This window comes from Pedobacter sp. R20-19, from assembly GCF_000708265.2.
Classification (GTDB): Bacteria; Bacteroidota; Bacteroidia; order Sphingobacteriales; family Sphingobacteriaceae; genus Pedobacter.
In genome coordinates, this window is record NZ_JCKI01000003.1 from 38,221 (window position 1) to 60,521 (window position 22,301).

Sequence of the window (22,301 nt, forward strand, 5' to 3'; positions counted from 1 at the left end):
TCCATAACATGAACAAATTAGTAATTGCTTAAGTAGAAAAAGTAGATGACCAACGAGATTAACTATCAATTCCCTATAGCCTATCTTAACATAGATAGTGCAACCAAAGCATCTGGCTTTGATATGGCATCTGATGTGTTAACCTGCTCATTGCTCAGAACGCTTGCCGCTACTAAACCTTCAGGTAATTTTTTAGAATTAGGAACCGGAACGGGTTTATCTACATCATGGATATTAGATGGAATGGATGAAAAATCATCATTAATATCTATTGATGCAGATGATAAGTTTTTAAACATTGCAAACAAGTATTTGGGAAATGATAACCGCTTAACTTTAGTTTTAACTGATGGTGGTGAATGGATACAAAAAAGTAAGGATAAAAAGTTTGATTACATTTTTGCTGATACCTGGCATGGAAAGTATTTGCTTTTAGATGAAGCAATTGAAATGCTCAATACAGGAGGACTTTATATTATTGATGATATGCTTCCTCAGCCCAATTGGCCTGAAGGACATCAGGACAAGGCGATTAGGTTAATTAAAGAATTAGAATCTCACGAAGATTTGTACCTGACCAAACAAGTTTGGGCAACAGGAATTGTAATCGGAGTAAAGAAGTAATAAAATATTTTACTTCAAAAGAATAACTAACAGAACCAGAATATACATTTTAAACAATGAGCGAATTAAATAAGTACAGTAAAACATTTACACAAGACCCTACACAACCAGCGGCGCAAGCCATGCTTTATGGAATCGGTTTAACCGATGCGGATATGGCAAAGGCACAGGTTGGTATTGCGAGTATGGGTTATGATGGTAACACCTGCAATATGCACCTTAACGATCTTGCAAAAGATGTTAAAGCTGGGGTTTGGAAAAATGATTTAGTGGGCTTGGTTTTTAATACGATTGGTGTAAGTGATGGAATGAGTAACGGTACCGACGGAATGCGCTACTCTTTGGTTAGTCGCGATGTTATTGCAGACAGCATTGAAACCATTTGCGGAGGGCAATATTATGATGGTATTATTTCTATACCAGGTTGCGATAAAAATATGCCAGGCGCAATTATGGCCATGGCCCGCTTAGACCGTCCATCAATTATGGTTTATGGTGGAACAATTGCTCCAGGGCATTATAAAGGAGAAGAATTAAATATTGTTTCTGCTTTCGAAGCTTTGGGGCAAAAAATTTGCGGTAATCTTTCAGAAGAAGATTATCAGGGGATCATTAAACATACTTGTCCTGGTGCAGGGGCATGTGGCGGGATGTACACTGCCAATACGATGGCTTCGGCAATTGAAGCTTTAGGAATGAGTTTGCCTTACTCCTCTTCTAATCCAGCAATAAGTCCGGAGAAAAAACAAGAGTGTTTAGATGCTGGTAAATACATCAAAATTTTATTAGAAAAAGATATTAAACCATCTGATATCATGACAAGAAAGGCATTTGAAAATGCCATTCGTTCGATCATCATCTTGGGCGGAAGTACCAATGCTGTATTACATTTCATTGCAATGGGTAAAGCAATCGGCGTGGAAATTACTCAGGATGATTTCCAGAAAATGAGTGATGTAACACCAGTATTAGCTGACTTTAAGCCGAGTGGGAAATACCTGATGCAAGATTTACACCAATATGGTGGCATCCCTGCAGTATTGAAATACTTACTGAATGAAGGTTTATTGCATGGCGATTGCTTAACGGTAACCGGCAAAACAATGGCTGAAAACCTGGCTGATGTAAAATCAATTATGGATTATGATCAGAAAATCATCCAGAAGTTAAATGAACCGATCAAAGCAACTGGCCATTTACAGATCCTTTATGGAAACTTAGCAGAAAAAGGTTCGGTAGCTAAAATTTCGGGCAAAGAAGGCGAAAAATTTGAAGGTCCGGCACGTGTATTTGATGGTGAACATGATTTAATTGCTGGTATTTCCAGTGGTCGTGTTCAACCAGGAGATGTGATTGTAATTAAAAACTCCGGACCAGTTGGCGCACCAGGTATGCCGGAAATGCTAAAACCGACATCAGCAATTATTGGAGCAGGTTTAGGTAAATCGGTAGCATTGATTACTGATGGCCGTTTCTCTGGAGGCACACACGGTTTTGTGGTGGGGCATATCACGCCAGAATCTTACAGAGGAGGCTTAATTGGCCTGGTTGAAGATGAAGATCGCATTTTGATTGATGCAGTAAACAACATCATCAGTTTGCAGGTAAGTGAAGAAGTGATCGCCGAGCGAAGAAAAAAATATGTTCAGCCAGCATTAAAAGTAACAAAAGGTGTTTTATATAAATATGCTAAAACAGTTTCAGACGCGGCAAGTGGTTGCGTAACTGACGAGTATTAACCTCCTTACCCTTGAATGGGGAAGGTAAAAAAAACAGTCATCCCGACTAAAATTGATATTAAAATGAATACAACATGCAAATTATCAAGAGCATTGAAAGTAGAATTTATACAATCAGGGATGAAAGGGTAATGTTAGATTTTGATCTGGCATCTCTTTATGAAGTGGAAACAAAAGTATTGAATCAGGCAGTAAAACGTAATATAAATCGTTTTCCTGAAGATTTTATGTTTCAATTAACTTCGCTTGAATGGGAAAATATCCGGTCGCAAATTGTGACGACAAATAACCCCAACTTGAAGTCACAAATTGTGACTTCAAGTTGGGGTGGTACGAGAAAAATGCCTTATGCTTTTACAGAACAAGGTGTAGCGATGCTAAGTGGTGTTTTAAAAAGTGAAAAGGCGATAAACATGAACATTGCAATCATGAGAGCCTTTGTAGATATAAGGCGGATTTTGCTTAAACAAAGTAATATCAACGAACACCTCATCGAATTTAAAGAACGGATTGGGGAACATGATGTTCAACTGAATGAGCTTTATGATGCAATGGACAATTTACTTGATGAGAAAATAGCTCAATTGAAGTGGAAAGACAGAAATAGAATTGGGTTTAAAATTAAAGAATAATAGAACCGCAAAAACATAATTATGGAAACTGCACAAGATACAATACAACAACCAGAGGCAAAAGCAGAAACCTCAAAAACTTTATTCAAAGGAACAGGGTCGCAGATGCTTTTGAATGGACTGATTGAAGAAGGCGTAACGACCATTTTCGGCTATCCTGGTGGAGCAATTATGCCTATATATGATGCACTATACGATTATGCAGAGAAATTACAGCATATTTTAGTACGCCATGAGCAAGGTGGTATTCATGCAGCCCAAGGTTTTGCCAGAACCAGCGGTAAAGTTGGGGTGTGTTTTGCCACTAGCGGACCAGGTGCAACTAATTTAGTAACAGGTTTAGCTGATGCTCAGATTGATAGCACTCCTCTTGTTTGTATCACAGGACAGGTTTTTGCACATCTATTAGGTACTGATGCTTTCCAGGAAACTGATGTAATCAATATTACTACACCAGTTACCAAGTGGAATTACCAGGTTACTGATGCAAAAGAAATTCCTGAGGTTTTAGCCAAAGCATTTTACATTGCTAAAAGCGGTAGACCAGGCCCCGTTTTAATTGATATCACTAAAAATGCACAGTTGCAGGTGGAGGAATTTCCAGCATATGTGAAATGCAATCATATCCGTTCCTATCGCCCAAAACCAAAAGTAAGGGTAGAATATATTGAGCAAGCCGCTGCATTAATTAACTCAGCTAAAAAACCTTTTATTTTATTTGGCCAGGGTGTTATTTTAGGGAAAGCAGAAAATGAATTTAAGACCTTTATTGAGAAAAGTGGAATTCCTGCTGCGTGGACCATATTAGGTGACGGTGCAATTCCTACTTCACACTCATTAAACGTTGGAATGCTAGGAATGCATGGTAACTACGGACCGAACGTTTTAACCAATGAATGTGATGTTTTAATTGCGATTGGCATGCGTTTCGATGACCGGGTAACGGGTCGTTTAGATAAATATGCAAAACAGGCAAAGGTTATTCATTTAGATATTGACCCAGCAGAAATAGACAAAAATGTTAAGGCAGATGTTGGCGTTTGGGGCGATTGCAAGGAAACCTTACCTTTATTAACCAACGTGGTTAATGAAAATAAACATGAAGACTGGTTAGCTAGATTTAGAGATTATAACCAACAGGAAATTGACCAGGTAATTACACCAGAACTTTATCCAACAAGTGATGAAATGACTATGGGTGAAGTATTGCGTAACATCAATGAGATTTGCGGCGGCGATGCCGTAATTGTAACCGATGTTGGTCAGCACCAAATGGTGGCCTGCCGCTATGCAAAATTTAACAATACCCGCAGTAACATTACCTCTGGAGGCTTAGGCACAATGGGTTTTGGATTACCCGCAGCAATTGGTGCTAAATATGGCGCTCCTGAGAAAACGGTAATAGCGATTATTGGTGATGGTGGCTTCCAGATGACGCCACAGGAATTGGGTACCATTATGCAATTCGGGGCAGCTGTTAAAATCCTGATTTTGAACAACCGTTTCTTAGGAATGGTTCGCCAATGGCAACAATTATTTCATGATAAGCGTTATTCATTTGTGAATATTACCAGTCCTGATTTTGTGGCTTTAGCTAAAGCGTATTACATTGAGGCTGATAAAGTTGATGAACGTGCTAACTTGAGAAAAGCGTTAGAAACGATGATCAACCATGATGGTTCTTATCTATTAGAAGTAATGGTAGGAAGAGAAAACAACGTTTTTCCTATGGTTCCTCAAGGAATGAGTGTAAGCGAAATTAGGTTGAAGTAAGCTGAAAGACTAAAGCCTTTTGGATCGCGCAATCTTCATCTCGACTAGAGCGCAGCAAAACGGAGAGAACTTTGAACATACAGTTACAAAGATTTCTCCACAAGGTTGAAATGACGAAACTAAAAAGAAATTATCATGAGTACTGAAAATACATTAGAACATACAATAACAAAAGCCGATTTCGAAGGAAAGCAGGAATATACAATCACCGTTTATGCTGAAAATCGAATTGGTTTATTAAACAGGATTGCAATTATTTTTTCCAAAAGGAAGATCAATATCGAAAGCCTGAACACTTCTCCATCTGAAATTGATGGGATTCACCGTTTCAATATCGTAATTACAGAAAGTTACGAAGTGGTGAGGAAGCTTGCCCGCCAGATTGAAAAGCAAATCGAAGTATTGAAAGTTTATTTCAACACTAATGAGGAAATTATCTGGCAGGAATTGGCACTATACAAAGTGTCTACAGATGAAATTGCGGAAAAAGTAACGGTTGAGCGTTTATTAAGACAATACGGCGCGAGTGCAGTAGTGATCCGTAAAGATTATACGGTTTTTGCCGTAACTGGCCATAGAGAAGAAACCGATGCTTTGGTGAAAGCACTGGAACCTTATGAGCTGATTGAGTTTGTACGTTCCGCAAGAGTAGCCATTATTAAAGACAGTGCAGGCTTCCACGAAAAGTTGAAAGAATTTGAAGCTTTTGAACCTGGAGAAGAATTGGTTGAGAACGAGTTTTTGGATAAAGGCGAGAAGATTTTCACCATGTAATCATACCAAAATCGTCATTGCGAGGAGGAACAACGAAGCAATCTTATTAGATGAATCAAAATAGATTGCTTCGGAACACACCATTCCAGCTTGGTAATGATGAAAAAGAAACAACAATGAACGAAATATTTGAATTTATAATTAACTCACGCCAAGCATTTATTCAATTGATAGACAGCTTATCTATCGAACAATTGAATAAAATTCCAGATGGATACAATAATAATATCATTTGGAACTTCGGTCACATTGTAGTGAGCACACAAACGCTTTGCTACGTACGTACAGGGATTTTGACAGATACCAACGCTGTAAAGTTTAATGAATTTTACAAGAAAGATACACGGCCAACCTACACCGTAACTGAACAAGAAGTAGCAGAGTTAAAAAAGTTAGCTTTAGAAAGTATAGGAAAGATAAAAGAAGATTATACCAATGGTCATTTCTCCAGCATTACTCCTTTTGTAACTTCCACTTATGGTGCAGAACTGAAAAGTATTGAGGAAGTATTGACAACCACAGTTGGCCATGATAATGTACATTTCGGATACGCTTTGGCACTGAAAAAACTAATATAATAGAACATAAACCGATAATAAATAGAAATTAACCAATAAAACGATGTCAAATTATTTTAACACATTACCTCTTAGAGAAAAATTAAACCAACTTGGTGTTTGCGATTTCATGGATAGCAACGAATTTTTAGATGGCGTTAGCGCTTTAAAAGGCAAAAAACTGGTAATTGTTGGTTGCGGCGCACAAGGCTTAAACCAGGGTTTAAATTTAAGAGATAGTGGTTTAGATGTAAGCTACACGTTGCGCAAAGAGGCGATTGAAGGCAAAAGAGATTCATGGAAAAATGCAACGGAAAACAATTTTACTGTAGGCACTTACGAAGAATTAATCCCAACTGCTGATGTAGTTATTAACCTTACACCTGATAAACAACATACCGCGGTAGTAAATGCCATTATGCCATTAATGAAAGATGGTGCTACATTATTATATTCACATGGCTTCAACATCGTGGAAGAAGGCATGCAAATCCGTAAAGATTTAACCGTAATCATGGTGGCTCCTAAATGCCCGGGCAGTGAGGTAAGAGCAGAATATGTGCGTGGTTTTGGTGTGCCAACTTTAATTGCTGTACACCCTGAAAACGATCCTCAAGGTAAAGGCTTGGCACAAGCTAAAGCTTATTGCGTAGGTACAGGTGGTCATAGAGCAGGTGTATTAAAATCATCTTTCGTTGCTGAGGTTAAATCTGATTTAATGGGCGAGCAAACCATCCTTTGTGGATTGTTGCAAACAGGTTCTATCCTATCATTCGATAAAATGGTCGAAAAAGGAATCGATGCTGGTTATGCTTCTAAACTCGTTCAATATGGCGTTGAGGTAATTACTGAAGCATTAAAGCAAGGTGGAATTACTGCGATGATGGACCGTTTGAGCAATGTTGCTAAAATCAAAGCTTTTGAAATTTCGGAAGAACTGAAAGACATCATGCGTCCGTTGTTTCAAAAACACCAGGATGATATTATGAGTGGCGAATTTAGCCGCACGATGATGGAAGATTGGGCTGCTGGTGATAAAAACTTATTGAAATGGAGAGCTGAAACCGGCGAAACGGCTTTTGAAAAAACACCTGCTGGTGATGTTAAAATTGGTGAGCAGGAATATTTCGACAACTATTTATTGATGGTTGCCTTTGTTCGTGCCGGTGTGGAATTGGCTTTCGAAACCATGGTACAGGCAGGGATCAAACCAGAATCGGCCTACTATGAGTCACTACACGAAACACCACTTATTGCCAACACCATTGCCCGTAAGAAATTATTCGAAATGAACCGCGTAATTTCTGATACTGCAGAATATGGCTGTTATTTATTCGATCAGGCTTGTAAACCGTTATTGGCTGATTTCATGAAAAAGGTAGATACTGATTTAGTTGGTAAAAACTTTAACGAAGGTAAAGATGGCGCTGTAGATAATAGAAAACTGATTGATGTGAATGAGGCCATCCGCACACACGAAGTAGAACAAATTGGCGCTACTTTGCGTAAAGCGATGACTGCGATGAAGGCCATTAAGACTGCATAATAAAACTCAAACCTTCTAGGTTTTAAAAAACCTAGAAGGTTTACAAAATATAACAAGATGTCAAAAACTTTAGTAGAAAAAATTTGGGATGCTCACGTTGTAAAAAGTGACGAAGGATTTCCTGATATTTTATACATTGATACACACTTAATACACGAGGTAACCTCTCCGCAGGCTTTTGATGGTTTGCGTAAAAGAGGGCTACCTGTTTTACGCCCGAAACAAACGGTTGCTACGGCTGATCATAATGTACCAACCTTAAACCAGTTATTGCCAATTAAAGAAGAGCTTTCCCGCTACCAGGTGGATATGCTCACTAAAAATTGTGCAGAATTTGGGATTGAATTATATGGCTTAGGTCATCCGTTTCAAGGTATTGTTCACGTCATCGGACCTGAATTAGGCATTACTTTACCCGGAAAAACAATGGTTTGTGGCGATAGTCACACTTCTACACATGGTGCTTTCGGGGCAATTGCTTTCGGTATAGGCACCTCACAGGTAGAGCAGGTTTTTGCAACACAATGTTTATTGCAATCGAAACCTAAAACCATGAAAATTGAAGTAAACGGAGAACTTGGAAAAGGTGTTGGCGCAAAAGATATCATCCTATACATTATTGCACAAATTTCTGCAGCTGGTGGAACAGGTTATTTCATAGAATACGCAGGTTCGGCAATCGAAGCTTTAAGTATGGAAGCCCGTATGACCATTTGCAACATGAGTATTGAAATGGGTGCCAGAGGCGGATTGATTGCACCAGACCAAACCACCTTCGATTACATTAAAGGAAGAGAATTTGCGCCAGCAGGTGAAGAGTGGGACAAATCATTGGCCTACTGGAAAACTTTATACAGCGATGCTGATGCAAAATTCGATAGCGTACTCACTTTTGATGCCGCAGATATTGCCCCAATGATTACTTATGGAACCAACCCCGGAATGGGCATGGGCATCCAGGAACATATTCCGGCAACTAACACACAACCAGAAAAAGAAAAACTTTCTTATCAAAAGGCGTTGGATTACATGGGCTTTGACGATGATGCCGCTTTAATTGGGAAACCAGTTGATTATGTTTTCATTGGAAGTTGTACCAATTCTCGCATTGAAGATTTACGCGAAGTAGCAGATTTCGTTAAAGATAAACGCAAGGCAGATAACGTAACGGTTTGGATTGTTCCAGGTTCAAAACAAGTGGAACAACAGGCTAAAAATGAAGGTTTAGATCGGATTTTTGAAGCAGCAGGTTTCCAGTTACGCGAACCAGGTTGCAGTGCCTGTTTAGGTATGAACGAAGACAAAATCCCGGCAGGTAAGTACTGTGTGTCTACGTCGAACAGAAACTTTGAAGGTAGACAAGGACAAAATGCCCGCACACTATTGGCCAGTCCGCTAACGGCTGCTGCAGCTGCTGTAACAGGTGTGATTACGGATGTAAGGGAAATGCTGGAGAAAGTTTAAAGCTGAAAGACTAAAGGTGAAAGGTGAAAGCATTTGCAAAGTGCCTAACCTATTCGTCATAAACCTAAGTGTATGATTTTAGAAGTTGCGATATTAAATGTAAAAGCTGGTTTATCTGCTGATTTTGAAAAAGCCTTTAGTGAAGCCCAAAAAATCATTTCTACAAGGGAAGGTTATATTTCCCATCAATTAAAGAAATGTATTGAAGAGGCTGACAAATATATTTTGCTTGTAAACTGGAAAACATTGGAAGCGCATACCGAAGGTTTTAGAGGTTCGGCAGCATACCAGGATTGGAAAAAGTTACTACATCATTTTTATGAGCCTTTTCCAACGGTTGAACATTATACTGAGGTGGGGTAGCTTAAAGGTAAAAGGTGTAAGGTAAGCAAAAACCCATAACCAAATTGTCATTGCGAGGCACGAAGCAATCTATTATATAAGAGAGATTGCTTCGTACCTCGCAATGACGACAAAAAAACAAAAATGGAAACATTACAAGAAATACAAAATCAGTTCAATGCTGTTTCTGAAAAGTACGACAGGCAAAGGCAATTCCTTATACCTTGTTTCAATGATTTTTATGGAACCGCTTTAACCCTATCGGAGGAAGTTTCGAGTGTAAAAAATATTTTAGATGTTGGTGCCGGAACCGGTTTGATGAGTGCATTTTTCAATGAAAAGTACCCAGATGCAAAAATCACATTGGTTGATATTTCTTCAGCTATGCTAAAAAAAGCAGAAGAACGTTTCGATGGAAATGAAAACATCAGTTTTTTAAATGCTGATTTTGCTACAGTAGATTTACCTGAAAATGCTTACGATTTGGTGGTTTCGGGCTTAGCGATACACCATTTGCCAAATGAATTAAAACAACAGCTTTTTAATAAGATTGCTAAAACACTGAAACCAGGTGGTTGGTTTATCAATGCCGACCAGGTTTTGGGTGAAACAGATCTGGCAGAAAGGATTTACACAGAAAACTGGAAAAATCATGTGGCACAGCATCCGGATTTAACGGAAGAAGAAAAACAAAGCGCTTTCGAACGGATTAAAATTGACATCATGGCGCCTTTGAAACCGCAGTTAGAATGGCTTGAAAATGCAGGACTACAAAATGCAAACTGTTATTATCAATATTACAATTTTGTAGTTTTTGCCGCAAATAAATAAACATTACGATAAGGCGGTATGCAGGTCTTTATACTTGATACTAGCTACTTGATACCAACGAAATGAAAAAATTCACAAAATTAACATCGGCAGTAGTGCCTTTAAACATCGAGAACATTGATACCGACCAGATTATTCCTGCAAGGTTTTTAAAAGCGACCACTCGTGAGGGTTTTGGCGAAAACTTGTTCCGCGACTGGCGTTATGAAAACGATAACCAACCAAAAGCTGATTTCGTTTTAAACGATCCGACTTATAGCGGAAAAATTTTGGTTGCCGGTAAAAACTTTGGTTGTGGAAGTAGTCGTGAGCATGCCGCATGGGCCATCCAGGATGCAGGTTTCGATGCAGTGATCAGCAGTTTCTTTGCTGATATTTTTAAAGGAAATGCGCTAAACAATGGACTGTTGCCTATTCAGGTAAGTGAAGAGTTTTTAGCCCAGATCTTTAAAGCAGTTGATCACAATGCTACATCCCCATTAGAGGTTGATTTGGAAAACCAAACAGTAACCATTATCGAAAATGGCATACAGGAATCTTTCGAGATTAACCCTTACAAAAAATCATGCTTAATTAATGGTTATGATGATATAGACTTCATCCTGAATCAGAAAAGCCTGATTGAGGAATTTGAAACAAAATAAAAGCTGAAAGGCTAAAGCAGAAAGATTAAAGCTAAAAGCAGAAAGATTAAAGCGAGCACAATCGTACAAAATCAGTGTAATCACCTCATTGTGTAATCAAACCGCAGGAAAAATATGAAAGAGTGTTTCGTCAGTATTCAGAATTTAAACCTAAAATACCAACAAAAATCGGTGTTAAGGGATTTGAACTGGAAGATCAATACGGGCGATAATTATGTTTTATTTGGTGAAAGTGGCAGTGGTAAAACTTCTCTGGCTAAAATAATAGCTGGTCAATTAAGTGGAATTGGAGAGGTGAAAATCAATTTTGATACTAATAGTCCTTTACCTGCCACAGTTTTATTTGTAGAAAGCTGGTACCAATTTAAAAACCTGGAGGGCGTTGCAAACTTTTATTACCAGCAGCGTTATACCAGCCAGCAGGCAAAAGACACCCTAACGGTTCATGCAGAATTAGTGAGTTATGGCAAAGAAAAAGGACTTCATTTCGATCAGGTAGAACCTATTTTAGAATCCTTAAATTTTTCTTCGTTCGCCAGTTCACAATTAATAGAATTATCGAGCGGCGAACATAAAAAACTGCAATTGGTTAAAGCCCTTTGGTTAAAACCCCAATTGCTAATCATCGATCAACCCTATACAGGATTAGATGCCGCATCACGTAAAAATCTGAATATTTTACTTGATAACGTTTCTGCTGAAGGCGTTAAATTAATTTTAATCAGTAATGATTCAGAATTACCTGCTTCCATCAATCGCTTTGCTGAAATCAAAAATGGCCATTTAATTGAAGTTGATTCAAATGAAATAACTCCATCAACTGCTGAAAAACATTTTAGAGAAATCCCTGATTTTTTAAAAGAATCTCCAGTTTATTCCTCTCAGCATATTGTTAAAATGGTGGATGTAAGCATCAGCTATGGCGAGAAGCAAGTTTTGAAAAACATCAACTGGGAAGTGAAGGCCGGAGAAAAATGGTTATTGCAAGGCCACAATGGTTCAGGAAAATCAACATTATTAAGCCTTGTAAATGGTGATCACCCCCAATCGTATGCCAACGAACTTTATCTATTTGGTAACAGACGCGGCAGTGGTGAGAGCATTTGGGAGATTAAACAACATATTGGCTTAATTTCACCTGAGTTTCACTGGTATTTTGATCCTAGTGCAACTGTTTGGCAAAGCATTGCCTCAGGTTTTTATGATACCGTTGGTTTATTTCAGCAACTGCCCTATTCAAAAAGTGAACAGGTGAATGAGCTGGTTAAATATTTTGGTTTAACGGAAAGCAAAGATGAGTTATTAAGCACCCTTCCACTGGGAAAACAACGACTGGTTTTATTGGCGAGGACCATCATCAAAAATCCGGAATTATTAATTCTGGATGAACCCTGCCAGGGTTTAGACTTACAGCAAACACAACATTTTAACCAACTGGTTGATGCACTTTGCAGTAATGGAATGACCTTAATTTACGTTGGTCATTTTGAATCGCAGCTGCCAACCTGCATAGAAAAAAGAATATTATTAGAAAAAGGCGAGGTAAAAGTCGTCGAAAGTTTAAATACTAAAACTCGTCATTACGAGGTACAAAGCAATTCCATCTAGAAAATACAGTGCAAAGATTGCTTCGTACCTGGCAAAGACGATAATATATCATACAATGAAGAAGAACATTTTAGTAATACCAGGAGATGGTATTGGCCCTGAAGTCACTACATGGGGAAAAGCAGCATTAGAGAAAATTGCAGAAATTTTCGGACATGAGTTTGTTTTTGATGAAGCTTTAATGGGACATGCAGCAATTGAAGTTACGGGCGAGCCGCTGCCAGACGAAACTTTAGAAAAAGCCAGAAAAAGCGACGCCATCCTCTTTGGTGCCATCGGCCATGCCAAATATGATAATGATCCAAGCTTAAAAGTACGCCCGGAACAAGGCTTGCTTAAAATCCGTAAAGAACTTGGTTTATTTGCAAATCTCCGCCCAATATTATTGTTTGATGAACTTCTTCAGGCTTCGAGCATTAAACCTGAAATTTTAAGAGGAACTGATATTTTATTTTTCCGTGAATTAACGGGTGATGTTTATTTCGGCGAAAAAACCCGTTCAGAAGATAGAAACACCGCTTCCGATTTAATGATCTATCACCGATATGAAGTGGAACGTATTGCACATAAAGCTTATCAGGCGGCTCAACAACGCAGCAAAAGATTATGCTCAGTAGATAAAGCGAATGTTTTAGAAAGTTCTCGTTTGTGGCGTGAAACCGTTCAGGAGATTGCAAAACAATACCCTGATGTAGAAACGGAGCACATGTTTATTGATAATGCAGCGATGCAGCTGATCAAAAACCCGAAGAAATTTGATGTGGTGTTAACCGCAAATCTATTTGGCGATATCTTAACGGATGAAGCTTCTCAAATTGCAGGTTCTATGGGAATGTTAGCCTCTGCATCTGTTGGCGAAAGCACAGGTTTCTTCGAGCCTATTCATGGTTCTGCGCACGACATTACAGGTAAAGATTTAGCTAATCCGCTGGCCTCTATCCTATCTGCAGCGCTCATGCTCGAAATTGGCTTCGGACTTAAAGAAGAAGCTAAATTATTGGTTGATACTATAGATGAGGTTTTGAAAGAGGGTTTCAGAACGCATGATATTGCCGACCAAAGTACTAACCGATTTAAAGTTTTAGGCACTGCCGAAATGGGCAAATTGGTATTAAAATTCTTATCTCAAAAAATTAATCAATCCTAAACTCTAGATTATGATTCACGACCCAAACAAAGTTTATATTTTCGACACCACCTTACGTGATGGTGAGCAGGTACCAGGCTGTCAATTAGATACAAACCAAAAAGTAGAAATCGCAAAATCTCTTGAGCTATTAGGCGTAGATGTAATTGAAGCAGGATTCCCCGTATCTAGTCCAGGAGATTTTAATAGCGTAATCGAATTATCAAAAGCAGTAACCAACCCTATAATTTGTGCGTTAACCCGTGCAAACAAAAACGATATCGATGTAGCTGCTGATGCTTTGCGTTATGCCAAAAGACCTCGTATCCATACCGGAATTGGTTCATCTGATTTCCACATTAAACATAAATTTAACAGTACCCGCGATGAGATTTTAGAACGTGCTGTAGAAGCCGTAAAATATTCAAAAAAATTCGTAGAAGATGTAGAATTTTACGCGGAAGATGCTGGCCGTGCTGATATAGAATTTTTAGCTAAAATGGTTGAGGCTGTTATTGCAGCTGGAGCAACCGTAGTTAATATTCCAGATACCAATGGTTATTGCTTGCCAGACCAATATGGTTCGAAAATTCTTTATTTAAAAGAAAATGTAAAGAATATTGATCAGGCCATTATCTCTGTTCACTGCCATAATGACTTAGGCTTGGCTACTGCAAATTCAATAGCAGGTTTGCAAAATGGTGCCCGCCAGGTAGAATGTACCATTAACGGAATAGGTGAGCGTGCTGGGAATACTTCGATGGAAGAAGTGGTAATGATTCTAAAAACGCATAAAGTTTTGGGATTAAACACGCAAATTGATGCCACTCGTTTTTATGAAATGAGCCACATGATTAGAAACCAAATGAATATGCCAGTGCAACCAAACAAGGCAATTGTTGGCGGAAATGCATTTTCACACAGTTCTGGAATTCATCAGGATGGCTTCTTAAAAAACCGTGAAAACTACGAAATCATTAAACCTGAAGATGTAGGTTTCCCTGATGCGACAATTGTATTAACTGCCAGAAGCGGTCGCCATGCATTAAAACACCATTTGGATCGTTTAGGCCATAGATTAGAAAAAGACAATTTGGATATTGTTTACAAACAGTTTTTAGTTTTAGCAGATGGCAAACAAGGCATTAATGACCACGATTTAAACCAATTGGTTGCTTTGCATTTGGCTTAGGAGTGGAAAGGTTAAAGCTGAAAGCTTGTAAAATCCATAAGATACCTTTTGGATTAAGAAACTTTGAGGGTGTTATCTGAATTTTGAGCAGACAACTTAGTTTCCTAAACTAGATAGTAGTGAAATACTTTTTGCTTGGCAGCAACCTTGGTATATGCTGTCATGCTGAGGCACGAGGCATCTGCAACCGATGAAACAGATGCTCCGTACCTCAGCATGACAGAAATTTTAAAAAAAGATTGAAAGGAATAGCAGGACTGCCATAACCGAAAAGCACTGAACTAGCTTTTCAAAACAATATAAAGCGAAATAAATATATTCGCAAATTACTTACCTGATATTAAATAGCCCCCTTTAAGGGTTTAGGTTTAAAATATGAACATAACAACGCCAAATACTTTAGATTTCAATTCTGCCACACAGCGACTTAAAGGTGTGGTAAAGCGTACACCTTTGGAATTTAACGCCGGACTTTCTGCTCATTACAATGCAAATATTTATTTGAAAAGAGAAGATTTGCAAATTGTGCGTTCTTACAAGTTACGTGGTGCGTATAACAAAATTAGTTCTTTGCCACAGGAGGCCTTAACAAATGGCGTGGTTTGTGCCAGTGCTGGTAATCATGCGCAGGGCGTAGCCTATTCATGTAAGAAGTTAGGGATTAAAGGCGTCATATTTATGCCGGAGATTACACCAAAACAGAAGATCAAACAGGTTAATATGTTTGGCGGCGATAATATTGAAATTATTTTGGTTGGTGATACCTTTGATGATTGTTTAAAAGAAGCCCTGGTTTATGCTGAAGAAAAAGCCTCAACATTTATCCCTCCGTTTGATGATGATAAAGTAATCGAAGGACAGGCTACGGTTGCGATGGAAATTTTTGAGGATTTACCAGAATTAGATGCCATAATTGTTCCTGTTGGAGGTGGTGGTTTAGCTTCCGGAGTGATTGCTTATCTGCAAACGGTAAAGCCCGCTGTAAAAATTTTTGGTGTTGAACCAATGGGCGCACCATCATTAAGCGAAGCCCTAAAAAATGGTGGACCAATAACCGTTGAAAACATCGAACGTTTTGTTGATGGTGCAGCAGTAAAGAGAATGGGTTGGATCACTTATCAATACTGTAAGGAACTGCTTAGCTCTACTTATTTAATTCCTGAAGGACAAATTTGTACCACCATTTTAAAGCTTTATAATGAGGATGCTATTGTTGTAGAACCTGCTGGTGCATTGTCTGTTGCGGCATTAGAGCAAGTAAAAGATCAAATTGTAGGGAAAAATGTGGTATGTGTGATTAGCGGCGGCAATAACGACATTGAGCGGATGCAGGAAATTAAAGAGAAATCTTTGCTTTTTGAAGGCTTAAAACATTACTTCATTGTACGTTTTCCGCAAAGACCAGGTGCGTTAAAGTTATTTGTGAATGAAGTTTTAGGTCCGCAGGATGATATTACGCGTTTTGAATTCATTAAAAAAACCAATAAAGAGAATGGGCCTGCCCTGGTTGGAATTGAGCTTACCAATAAAGATGATTATGCCAGTTTAGTACAGCGCATGAAGGATTTTAAATTCGAGATTATTGAGTTGAACCAAGACCAGACATTGTTTGAGTATCTGGTTTAATATAGCCAGCCAGTTGCAATAAAAATTAATCATGTAAGGAATTTAAGAAAATTAAGTATCAAAACTAAATGAGCTTAAGTTCCTTATATGGTTCAAACCAATAACAAAATGAACTTCAAAGATTTAGCCAACAAAACATTAATAGAAGATAACAACATCGATTGGAATGATTTAGGTGCTGGTGTTAAGCGTAAAGTGATGCCCTTTGATGATAACCTGATGTTGGTGAAAGTCAGCTTTCAGAAAGGCGCAATTGGAACCATTCATAACCATCCACATTTACAATTAAGTTACGTTGCCAAAGGTAGTTTCGAAGTAACTATGGGCGATGATCAAAAAATCCTGAATGAAGGAGATGTTTTCTTTGCACCATCCAACATATTTCATGGTGTGGTTTGTCTGGAAGCAGGTCTGCTTATTGATATCTTTAATCCCCACCGGGAAGATTTTTTATAATATTTCTTGAATCTTGATACCTGATAATCATATCCTGATACTAAAAATTTAATTAAAAGTTAACCTGACATTTTTATAACCCAAGCCTTCAATTATGGGTTTCAATACACTGGCTGCATTAGATTTAGTCTGTGCTAAAATATCTGATTTTTTCACTTCAGAAGTTATCTTTTGTTCAGCAGCTTTATAGGCCTCATCTACCAGTTTGGCCTCTCTGAAATAGGCCATTTTAGTATCATAAACCCTTGAGTTTTTATGGTCAATTTTTACATAACAAATCTCGGGCTGTGGCAAATTTACTACAGCTGTATCCGCTTCAACACTAATATCTTCGCGTGTAATTTTTCTGAGATCAATACAGCCTACGGCTTCTGCTTTTACAATGAGTAAAACACTGGCTTCTGGCAAAAAGTCTGTTTTATTTTTGTGCTCCAGTACATCGCTAATTTGATAGCGAACCAGCTCCAGCTTGCCAATAGCCTCTATTTTCTCTACCAGAAGCTGATGTTTACTTTCCACAGAAGTGCTAATGCTGAACTTTTTGGAGATAAAAAAATAGCCGGCTACCAGCAAAATTAACCACGGTAAAACCCTAAAAAATATTCTCATTGTGAAGGAATTAATTCAAATTTTATTATTGTGTGATAGCGATTAAACAATTATTAATCCACATTGTGTGATTCAGAATTTTTGGCAGTTGTTTTGTATTAAGACAATAAACACACACAAATAAACACTAATCAACATGAAAAAACTTACTATCCTAATGCTTTGCATTGCCACACTAGGTTTGGCATCGTGCAAGAAAGACACTATTGTTCAAAGTACTCCAAACAGAACAATAATATTCGATAAACCTGGTAATGCGTGGAGGCTTTTAGGCGGAACCACTAATACATACTTTGTAGATTTAGTTGCTAGTGAAATTGATAATATCAATGTCCAGGATGAAGGTGTTTTAGTTTATATCGCAACTGATGGGACTACATCAACTGGCTATTTTCAGATCCCAAATCAAGCTCAAAGTTATGATTACGATATATATACTGGTTCAATTCGTATATATTCATATGGTCCACCTCCAACAAGTACAATTCGTATAAAAGTTGTTTTAGTTGCAGCACAGAATGTGACCTAAATATTTTTTTAAAACTCTAAAAAACGACTAATGTTCAATTGAACGTGGTCGTTTTTTTTATGCTCACCCCTATTCAATTGTAGAGCCCTTACAGCAACACCATTTCTTTCCAACAATAGTTCATCGTAGAAACCCTTGTAATAAACGTCTTTCACTTCAAAACGTCTGCTACTCCAATTGCCAGAAATTTCTGCCCATTCCGGATAAAAAACCACTGAAGCGGCAAATGTTTTCAGTCCGATTTTTTCTGCATCTCCACGAGACAGCACCACTGCATTGCCTAAAATCTGTGCTGTATAAATGTGTTTAGGTTGTTGATAAATTTCTGACGGCTTACCTGTTTGCAAAAGTTCTCCATCGCGTACAATCAACAATTGATCGGCGAGAAATAAACCATCAGCCGGATCATGAGAAACGAGGATGACGGTAACACCGGTTTCAGCAGCAACACGTTTGATATCGGCTCGCAGCTGATTCTTCAATAAAGCATCAACCTGACTAAAAGGTTCATCCAATAGTAGCACTTTTGTGTCCGCGACCATAGCTTTAGCAATGGCTACACGTTGTTGTTCACCCCCACTCAGCTCGATAATTTTCTTGTTTTGCAAGGGAAGAATCCGAAGGTGCTCCATAATGGATAGCGTTTTTTCGGACTTGGTTTTTAGATCAGTGTTCGATAACTGGGAGGCAATATTATCATAAACCTTTGCGTAAATATTCAAAGAAAAATCCTGGGTAACCATTTTCATTTGCTTATGCCCGGGAATGAGTTGCTCATCTGGCCCTTTAACAAGTTCATTATTAAAAAGGATTTCGCCCTCATCGGTTTTTAATAAGCCATAAATTGATTTTAACAAAGTTGACTTGCCGCTTCCGCTTTCGCCAATAATGGCTACGACATCGCCCCTATCGATATCGAAACTGATGTTTTTAATTCCACCAGCCTGGCTGGCCTGGTATTGTTTGGTTAAATTTCTTACGCTGATGATGGTATTGCTCACAGAGGTAAAGATAAAGCTTAAAGCAGAAAGACTAAAGCTTAAAGCAAAAGAATATTACATAACTAAGTAAGCTAACAGAATAAAGTTTATAGCTAAAATATAACACGTGTGCTTTTATTAAAATTTGCACGTGCAAATATATCAATGTATCTTTACATCAATAACTAAAGATTATGAATACCAAGTTAACCTTAACAATAGATGAGTCTGTTATAAAACGGGCAAAAGCTTATGCAGAAGAGCAAGGTCGGAGTTTATCTGCTGTGGTAGAAAATTACCTTAAAGCTGTAACTAAAAGAGAAGAAATCGAACCCATTCAGGATGAACTTTCTCCTATATTAAAATCATTTAAAGGTGCATTCAAAATGCCTTTAGATTTTGATTACAAAGAAGAATTGAATAAGATCAGAGACGAAAAATATCAAAGATATCTTGATAATGAAAATAAATAACATACTAATTGACTCTGATATTATTCTCGATTATTTTTTAGATCGACAACCTTTCTCTGAAAATTCTTCAAAGATTTTAGCCTTGTGTGAAACAGGGAAATTAAATGGATTTGTCACTGGAATAGCCATTGCCAATATATATTATTTACTAAGAAAGGAACATAAATCTAAATCAATATTGCAGGGTATAAAAGTTCTTCTTAACTTTTTAGATGTTATTAAAGTTGATAAAGCTATAATTTTAAAAGCCATTGATTCTGAATTTTCTGATTTTGAAGATGCACTTCAAAATTTTTCTGCAGACACTAATGGCTCAATTAATGCTATCATCACCCGGAACATTAAAGATTATAAAAAAAGTAAGCTTAGTGTGCTCACTCCAACCATGTTATTAAAAACACTATAAAACAAAAAATCCTGTCTCGCCTAACCGAAACAGGATTTAACTTTATTTGTGTGTTGCTGTATTTTAATTAAGTCCAAAGGTTAAGCCGAAGCTCATATTTTTTAAACCTGCTTGCGCTGTTGTATTAAACATATCGTTAAAATAGTATTTGGTAAATAAGCCAAAGCCACCATAACCTAATCTAAATGTTCCACCGTAACGTACCGACTGAAAGTGGTAATTATCATATTGTTTTTCTTTTCCACGTTCATCGCTAATCTGTTTTATTTTCCCATTCAACAAGAAACTTACCTCAGGACCTAAAATGAAATAGAACCTTTTGCCCTTATCATTTTCTTTGGTACGCAACTCAAAGTTTAAAGGAATGTGTACGTAGCTACTCGAAAAACGATTTTTTGAAAAAGCAATATTTTCGTTTACATAGGCTAAAGTAGGTTGATTTTTCTGAATGGTAATGTTATCTCTTAAGCGAATTAAAGTCCAGTCGAACCCACCCGCTACATAAACTTTAAAGTTCGAATTGAAACGATAACCAAATTGTAAAACATCGAAAGAGAATGTACTCGTTTTACCACCTTTATAATCTAAAAATTCGTTTGTAGGTGATAAATTGAAGCTACCATTATCAATTAATCTCGAAAAACCCAAATCAACCCTGGTAAAGGTAATGCCACCAACAAAACGACCTTTTTTAACTTTATCCAGAGAATCTGTATTTTTTGTAATGAGACTTCCTCCACCAATATTTAAGGTATATTTTGCCTTTTTCTTCATTACCGTATCTTTCACCACAGTATCTTGCTGTGCAAATGCACCTGGAGCCATAACACTGGCAAGCCCGCTTACCAAAAGTGTTGTAAAAATTATATTTTTCATATTTTGTGTGTGTTATTTTATCAATGTTGAATAAGTGAATTATCAAATGAGAGAATGTTTTAAGCATTCGAATCTTATGGTCCTTTAATCCAGTCCTATTTTCTACTTTTTTTTCCTATTCTGAATGGTCCGATATTTATAGATGAAATAGAAGAATCATCATCATCAGTACGAAACTGAATTAACTTATCTTTTCTTTTATCCATTTTATTTACAATAAGATTTACCACGTCTCCAACGTTACGGATACCCTTGTTTTCGGCATGATCTGGCTCACCTACTACTTCATCAATTGAAATTGTATTGGCATTAGATGCTAAAACAGTTTCATCTTTGGATTGTAAAATCGCCTCATCAATTTTAGCTTTAATGTCTTTTTTAGGCTCTTCAACTTTAGCAATCATAATTTCCTGCTTTTGCATTTCTGGTGCAGTAACTTGTTTTTGACTTCCCAACGAACGAACCTTTTCTTTTACTGCCGTTTTTGCTATTGCCTCAACATGTTGTGTTGTAGAAGGTAAAACTTGATCTACCTTTCTAACTGGTGTTGTTATCGTTTTTGAAGAGTCACTTACTGGTGATGTTTCTATAATTGGCTTTGCTTTTTGAAGTTCAACATGATTTGCAAACTGCTTTGGCTTAACTTCTTGTTGTTGATAAACCAAAAGTCCAACTGCTGCGATTAATAAAACTGCGGCTGCAGATAACCAGTAAAGCGGAACTATTCTCTTTTTCTTCGGTACAATTTCACTTTCAATGCTACTCCATAAATTACGGGATGGGGTAATTTCGGCATCTTCGAAAGCATTTTTAAATAACTGATCAAAATCCTTATCCTGTATAGGTTGCATAACCAAATCCCTCCATTTTTATAATTTCTTCTTTTAATATTGCTCTGGCTCTTGACAACTGAGATTTACTGGCTCCCTCTGAGATGCCAAGCGTTTCGCCAATTTCTTTATGTGAATACCCTTCAATCACGTACATATTGAAAACCATTCGGTAGCCATCTGCTAATTTTTGTATTACTTTCATTAAATCCTGCATGCCGAGCGTACCAAAATCAAATCCGGTTGAGGGTTGCTCATATGCCTCATCAATCTCTACCACGTTAAGGCTGCGTAAATTTTTACGATAACTTTCAATCGCGGTATTTACCATTACCCTTCTAATCCAGCCTTCAAAAGAACCATCGCCCCGGTACGCTTCAATTTTTTGGAAAATTTTAATGTATCCCATCTGCAATATATCCTCAGCTTCCATTCTATCTTTGGCGTAGCGCATACAAACGGCTAACATTTTCGATGCTGTTTGCTTATAAAGCAGCTCCTGCATCTTCCGGTCGCCAGCTTTGCAGCCTTCCATCAAATCGTTTATCGTATAGCTTCGCGTCAATTTCATTGTGTGTTTGTATAGAGTAGATGATAGATGACACACATTGGTTGCATGGTGAGATAAAAAAAGTTAAATAAAGTTAAAATTAAAACAATAGCA

24 protein-coding genes are annotated in these 22,301 nt (G+C 37.6%); 19 read left to right on the forward strand and 5 right to left on the reverse strand.

Features of this window, described 5'->3' with window-relative positions:
- The first annotated feature begins 45 nt into the window (after positions 1–45).
- The 16 genes from AN34_RS07730 to AN34_RS07805 all read left to right on the forward strand — a co-directional run bounded on the left by AN34_RS07730 (position 46) and on the right by AN34_RS07805 (position 16,934).
- The gene (locus AN34_RS07730; protein WP_029283972.1) at positions 46–624 is read left to right on the forward strand and encodes an O-methyltransferase; all 579 of its coding nucleotides are present in this window, start codon (positions 46–48) and stop codon (positions 622–624) included.
- A 56-nt stretch (positions 625–680) separates the two neighbouring features.
- Complete coding sequence (gene ilvD / locus AN34_RS07735; protein ID WP_029283980.1) at positions 681–2,363, forward strand: dihydroxy-acid dehydratase; 1,683 nt, start codon at positions 681–683, stop codon at positions 2,361–2,363.
- Positions 2,364–2,437: 74 nt separating this feature from the next.
- Complete coding sequence (locus AN34_RS07740) at positions 2,438–2,995, forward strand: ORF6N domain-containing protein (protein ID WP_029283982.1); 558 nt, start codon at positions 2,438–2,440, stop codon at positions 2,993–2,995.
- A 21-nt stretch (positions 2,996–3,016) separates the two neighbouring features.
- Positions 3,017–4,768, forward strand: coding sequence for a biosynthetic-type acetolactate synthase large subunit (gene ilvB, locus AN34_RS07745; RefSeq protein WP_029283984.1), 1,752 nt, complete (start codon positions 3,017–3,019; stop codon positions 4,766–4,768).
- A 135-nt stretch (positions 4,769–4,903) separates the two neighbouring features.
- The gene (gene ilvN, locus AN34_RS07750) at positions 4,904–5,542 is read left to right on the forward strand and encodes an acetolactate synthase small subunit (RefSeq protein WP_051666327.1); all 639 of its coding nucleotides are present in this window, start codon (positions 4,904–4,906) and stop codon (positions 5,540–5,542) included.
- A 116-nt stretch (positions 5,543–5,658) separates the two neighbouring features.
- A complete protein-coding gene (locus AN34_RS07755; protein ID WP_029283990.1) occupies positions 5,659–6,120 on the forward strand; it encodes a DinB family protein in 462 nt (153 codons plus the stop codon).
- Positions 6,121–6,163: 43 nt separating this feature from the next.
- Positions 6,164–7,645, forward strand: a complete 1,482-nt coding sequence (gene ilvC / locus AN34_RS07760; RefSeq protein ID WP_029283991.1) for a ketol-acid reductoisomerase — start codon at positions 6,164–6,166, stop codon at positions 7,643–7,645.
- Positions 7,646–7,702: 57 nt separating this feature from the next.
- On the forward strand, positions 7,703–9,109 hold the full coding sequence (gene leuC / locus AN34_RS07765; protein ID WP_029283992.1) for a 3-isopropylmalate dehydratase large subunit: 1,407 nt from the start codon (positions 7,703–7,705) through the stop codon (positions 9,107–9,109).
- A gap of 72 nt (positions 9,110–9,181) precedes the next feature.
- Positions 9,182–9,472, forward strand: coding sequence for an antibiotic biosynthesis monooxygenase (locus AN34_RS07770; protein WP_029283993.1), 291 nt, complete (start codon positions 9,182–9,184; stop codon positions 9,470–9,472).
- Positions 9,473–9,595: 123 nt separating this feature from the next.
- A complete protein-coding gene (locus AN34_RS07775) occupies positions 9,596–10,282 on the forward strand; it encodes a class I SAM-dependent methyltransferase (protein WP_029283994.1) in 687 nt (228 codons plus the stop codon).
- 62 nt (positions 10,283–10,344) lie between these two features.
- The gene (leuD, locus tag AN34_RS07780) at positions 10,345–10,926 is read left to right on the forward strand and encodes a 3-isopropylmalate dehydratase small subunit (protein WP_029284000.1); all 582 of its coding nucleotides are present in this window, start codon (positions 10,345–10,347) and stop codon (positions 10,924–10,926) included.
- A 114-nt stretch (positions 10,927–11,040) separates the two neighbouring features.
- Complete coding sequence (locus AN34_RS07785; RefSeq protein WP_036676793.1) at positions 11,041–12,534, forward strand: ATP-binding cassette domain-containing protein; 1,494 nt, start codon at positions 11,041–11,043, stop codon at positions 12,532–12,534.
- Between the two features lie 55 nt (positions 12,535–12,589).
- On the forward strand, positions 12,590–13,681 hold the full coding sequence (gene leuB, locus AN34_RS07790; protein ID WP_029284002.1) for a 3-isopropylmalate dehydrogenase: 1,092 nt from the start codon (positions 12,590–12,592) through the stop codon (positions 13,679–13,681).
- A 10-nt stretch (positions 13,682–13,691) separates the two neighbouring features.
- Positions 13,692–14,852, forward strand: coding sequence for a 2-isopropylmalate synthase (locus AN34_RS07795; protein WP_082468349.1), 1,161 nt, complete (start codon positions 13,692–13,694; stop codon positions 14,850–14,852).
- A gap of 375 nt (positions 14,853–15,227) precedes the next feature.
- A complete protein-coding gene (ilvA, locus tag AN34_RS07800; RefSeq protein ID WP_029284004.1) occupies positions 15,228–16,478 on the forward strand; it encodes a threonine ammonia-lyase IlvA in 1,251 nt (416 codons plus the stop codon).
- A gap of 108 nt (positions 16,479–16,586) precedes the next feature.
- A complete protein-coding gene (locus tag AN34_RS07805; RefSeq protein WP_029284005.1) occupies positions 16,587–16,934 on the forward strand; it encodes a cupin domain-containing protein in 348 nt (115 codons plus the stop codon).
- Positions 16,935–16,982: 48 nt separating this feature from the next.
- On the opposite strand, the gene AN34_RS07810 is transcribed toward AN34_RS07805, so the two are convergent.
- Positions 16,983–17,543 (reverse strand): DUF4230 domain-containing protein, encoded by a 561-nt coding sequence (locus AN34_RS07810; RefSeq protein ID WP_029284006.1) that lies wholly within the window; start codon positions 17,541–17,543, stop codon positions 16,983–16,985.
- A gap of 136 nt (positions 17,544–17,679) precedes the next feature.
- On the opposite strand from AN34_RS07810, the gene AN34_RS07815 reads away from it, so the two are divergent.
- Positions 17,680–18,072 (forward strand): hypothetical protein, encoded by a 393-nt coding sequence (locus tag AN34_RS07815; RefSeq protein ID WP_029284008.1) that lies wholly within the window; start codon positions 17,680–17,682, stop codon positions 18,070–18,072.
- An 8-nt stretch (positions 18,073–18,080) separates the two neighbouring features.
- Here the strand turns inward: AN34_RS07815 and AN34_RS07820 are convergent, their stop codons facing one another.
- On the reverse strand, positions 18,081–19,073 hold the full coding sequence (locus AN34_RS07820; RefSeq protein WP_051666329.1) for an ABC transporter ATP-binding protein: 993 nt from the start codon (positions 19,071–19,073) through the stop codon (positions 18,081–18,083).
- 173 nt (positions 19,074–19,246) lie between these two features.
- On the opposite strand from AN34_RS07820, the gene AN34_RS07825 reads away from it, so the two are divergent.
- Together AN34_RS07825 and AN34_RS07830 are read left to right on the forward strand one after the other, a co-directional pair.
- Positions 19,247–19,525, forward strand: a complete 279-nt coding sequence (locus AN34_RS07825) for a DUF6364 family protein (protein WP_029284015.1) — start codon at positions 19,247–19,249, stop codon at positions 19,523–19,525.
- Entirely contained in the window at positions 19,512–19,931 is a 420-nt protein-coding gene (locus AN34_RS07830) for a PIN domain-containing protein (RefSeq protein ID WP_197285502.1), read from the forward strand. Before AN34_RS07825 ends, AN34_RS07830 begins: the two co-directional genes overlap by 14 nt.
- 63 nt (positions 19,932–19,994) lie before the next feature.
- On the opposite strand, the gene AN34_RS07835 is transcribed toward AN34_RS07830, so the two are convergent.
- From AN34_RS07835 to AN34_RS07845, 3 genes are all read right to left on the reverse strand, one after another.
- Complete coding sequence (locus AN34_RS07835) at positions 19,995–20,807, reverse strand: outer membrane beta-barrel protein (protein ID WP_029284018.1); 813 nt, start codon at positions 20,805–20,807, stop codon at positions 19,995–19,997.
- A 95-nt stretch (positions 20,808–20,902) separates the two neighbouring features.
- The gene (locus tag AN34_RS07840) at positions 20,903–21,658 is read right to left on the reverse strand and encodes a hypothetical protein (RefSeq protein WP_029284019.1); all 756 of its coding nucleotides are present in this window, start codon (positions 21,656–21,658) and stop codon (positions 20,903–20,905) included.
- Complete coding sequence (locus AN34_RS07845; protein WP_029284021.1) at positions 21,639–22,208, reverse strand: RNA polymerase sigma factor; 570 nt, start codon at positions 22,206–22,208, stop codon at positions 21,639–21,641. The genes AN34_RS07840 and AN34_RS07845 overlap by 20 nt, the downstream gene beginning before the upstream one ends.
- Between the last annotated feature and the right edge of the window lie 93 nt (positions 22,209–22,301).

Bases quoted from the DNA above. Each gene is read 5' to 3' on its own strand.
- AN34_RS07835 (WP_029284018.1), bottom strand. From the start codon at position 20,807: ATGAAAAATATAATTTTTACAACACTTTTGGTAAGCGGGCTTGCCAGT.
- AN34_RS07805 (WP_029284005.1), top strand. From the start codon at position 16,587: ATGAACTTCAAAGATTTAGCCAACAAAACATTAATAGAAGATAACAAC.
- AN34_RS07770 (WP_029283993.1), top strand. From the start codon at position 9,182: ATGATTTTAGAAGTTGCGATATTAAATGTAAAAGCTGGTTTATCTGCT.
- ilvD (WP_029283980.1), top strand. From the start codon at position 681: ATGAGCGAATTAAATAAGTACAGTAAAACATTTACACAAGACCCTACA.
- leuC (WP_029283992.1), top strand. From the start codon at position 7,703: ATGTCAAAAACTTTAGTAGAAAAAATTTGGGATGCTCACGTTGTAAAA.
- AN34_RS07845 (WP_029284021.1), bottom strand. From the start codon at position 22,208: ATGAAATTGACGCGAAGCTATACGATAAACGATTTGATGGAAGGCTGC.
- ilvA (WP_029284004.1), top strand. From the start codon at position 15,228: ATGAACATAACAACGCCAAATACTTTAGATTTCAATTCTGCCACACAG.
- AN34_RS07755 (WP_029283990.1), top strand. From the start codon at position 5,659: ATGAACGAAATATTTGAATTTATAATTAACTCACGCCAAGCATTTATT.
- AN34_RS07730 (WP_029283972.1), top strand. From the start codon at position 46: ATGACCAACGAGATTAACTATCAATTCCCTATAGCCTATCTTAACATA.
- ilvB (WP_029283984.1), top strand. From the start codon at position 3,017: ATGGAAACTGCACAAGATACAATACAACAACCAGAGGCAAAAGCAGAA.
- AN34_RS07840 (WP_029284019.1), bottom strand. From the start codon at position 21,658: ATGCAACCTATACAGGATAAGGATTTTGATCAGTTATTTAAAAATGCT.
- AN34_RS07775 (WP_029283994.1), top strand. From the start codon at position 9,596: ATGGAAACATTACAAGAAATACAAAATCAGTTCAATGCTGTTTCTGAA.
- leuD (WP_029284000.1), top strand. From the start codon at position 10,345: ATGAAAAAATTCACAAAATTAACATCGGCAGTAGTGCCTTTAAACATC.
- AN34_RS07830 (WP_197285502.1), top strand. From the start codon at position 19,512: ATGAAAATAAATAACATACTAATTGACTCTGATATTATTCTCGATTAT.
- AN34_RS07825 (WP_029284015.1), top strand. From the start codon at position 19,247: ATGAATACCAAGTTAACCTTAACAATAGATGAGTCTGTTATAAAACGG.
- AN34_RS07815 (WP_029284008.1), top strand. From the start codon at position 17,680: ATGAAAAAACTTACTATCCTAATGCTTTGCATTGCCACACTAGGTTTG.
- AN34_RS07785 (WP_036676793.1), top strand. From the start codon at position 11,041: ATGAAAGAGTGTTTCGTCAGTATTCAGAATTTAAACCTAAAATACCAA.
- leuB (WP_029284002.1), top strand. From the start codon at position 12,590: ATGAAGAAGAACATTTTAGTAATACCAGGAGATGGTATTGGCCCTGAA.
- AN34_RS07740 (WP_029283982.1), top strand. From the start codon at position 2,438: ATGCAAATTATCAAGAGCATTGAAAGTAGAATTTATACAATCAGGGAT.
- ilvC (WP_029283991.1), top strand. From the start codon at position 6,164: ATGTCAAATTATTTTAACACATTACCTCTTAGAGAAAAATTAAACCAA.
- AN34_RS07810 (WP_029284006.1), bottom strand. From the start codon at position 17,543: ATGAGAATATTTTTTAGGGTTTTACCGTGGTTAATTTTGCTGGTAGCC.
- ilvN (WP_051666327.1), top strand. From the start codon at position 4,904: ATGAGTACTGAAAATACATTAGAACATACAATAACAAAAGCCGATTTC.
- AN34_RS07795 (WP_082468349.1), top strand. From the start codon at position 13,692: ATGATTCACGACCCAAACAAAGTTTATATTTTCGACACCACCTTACGT.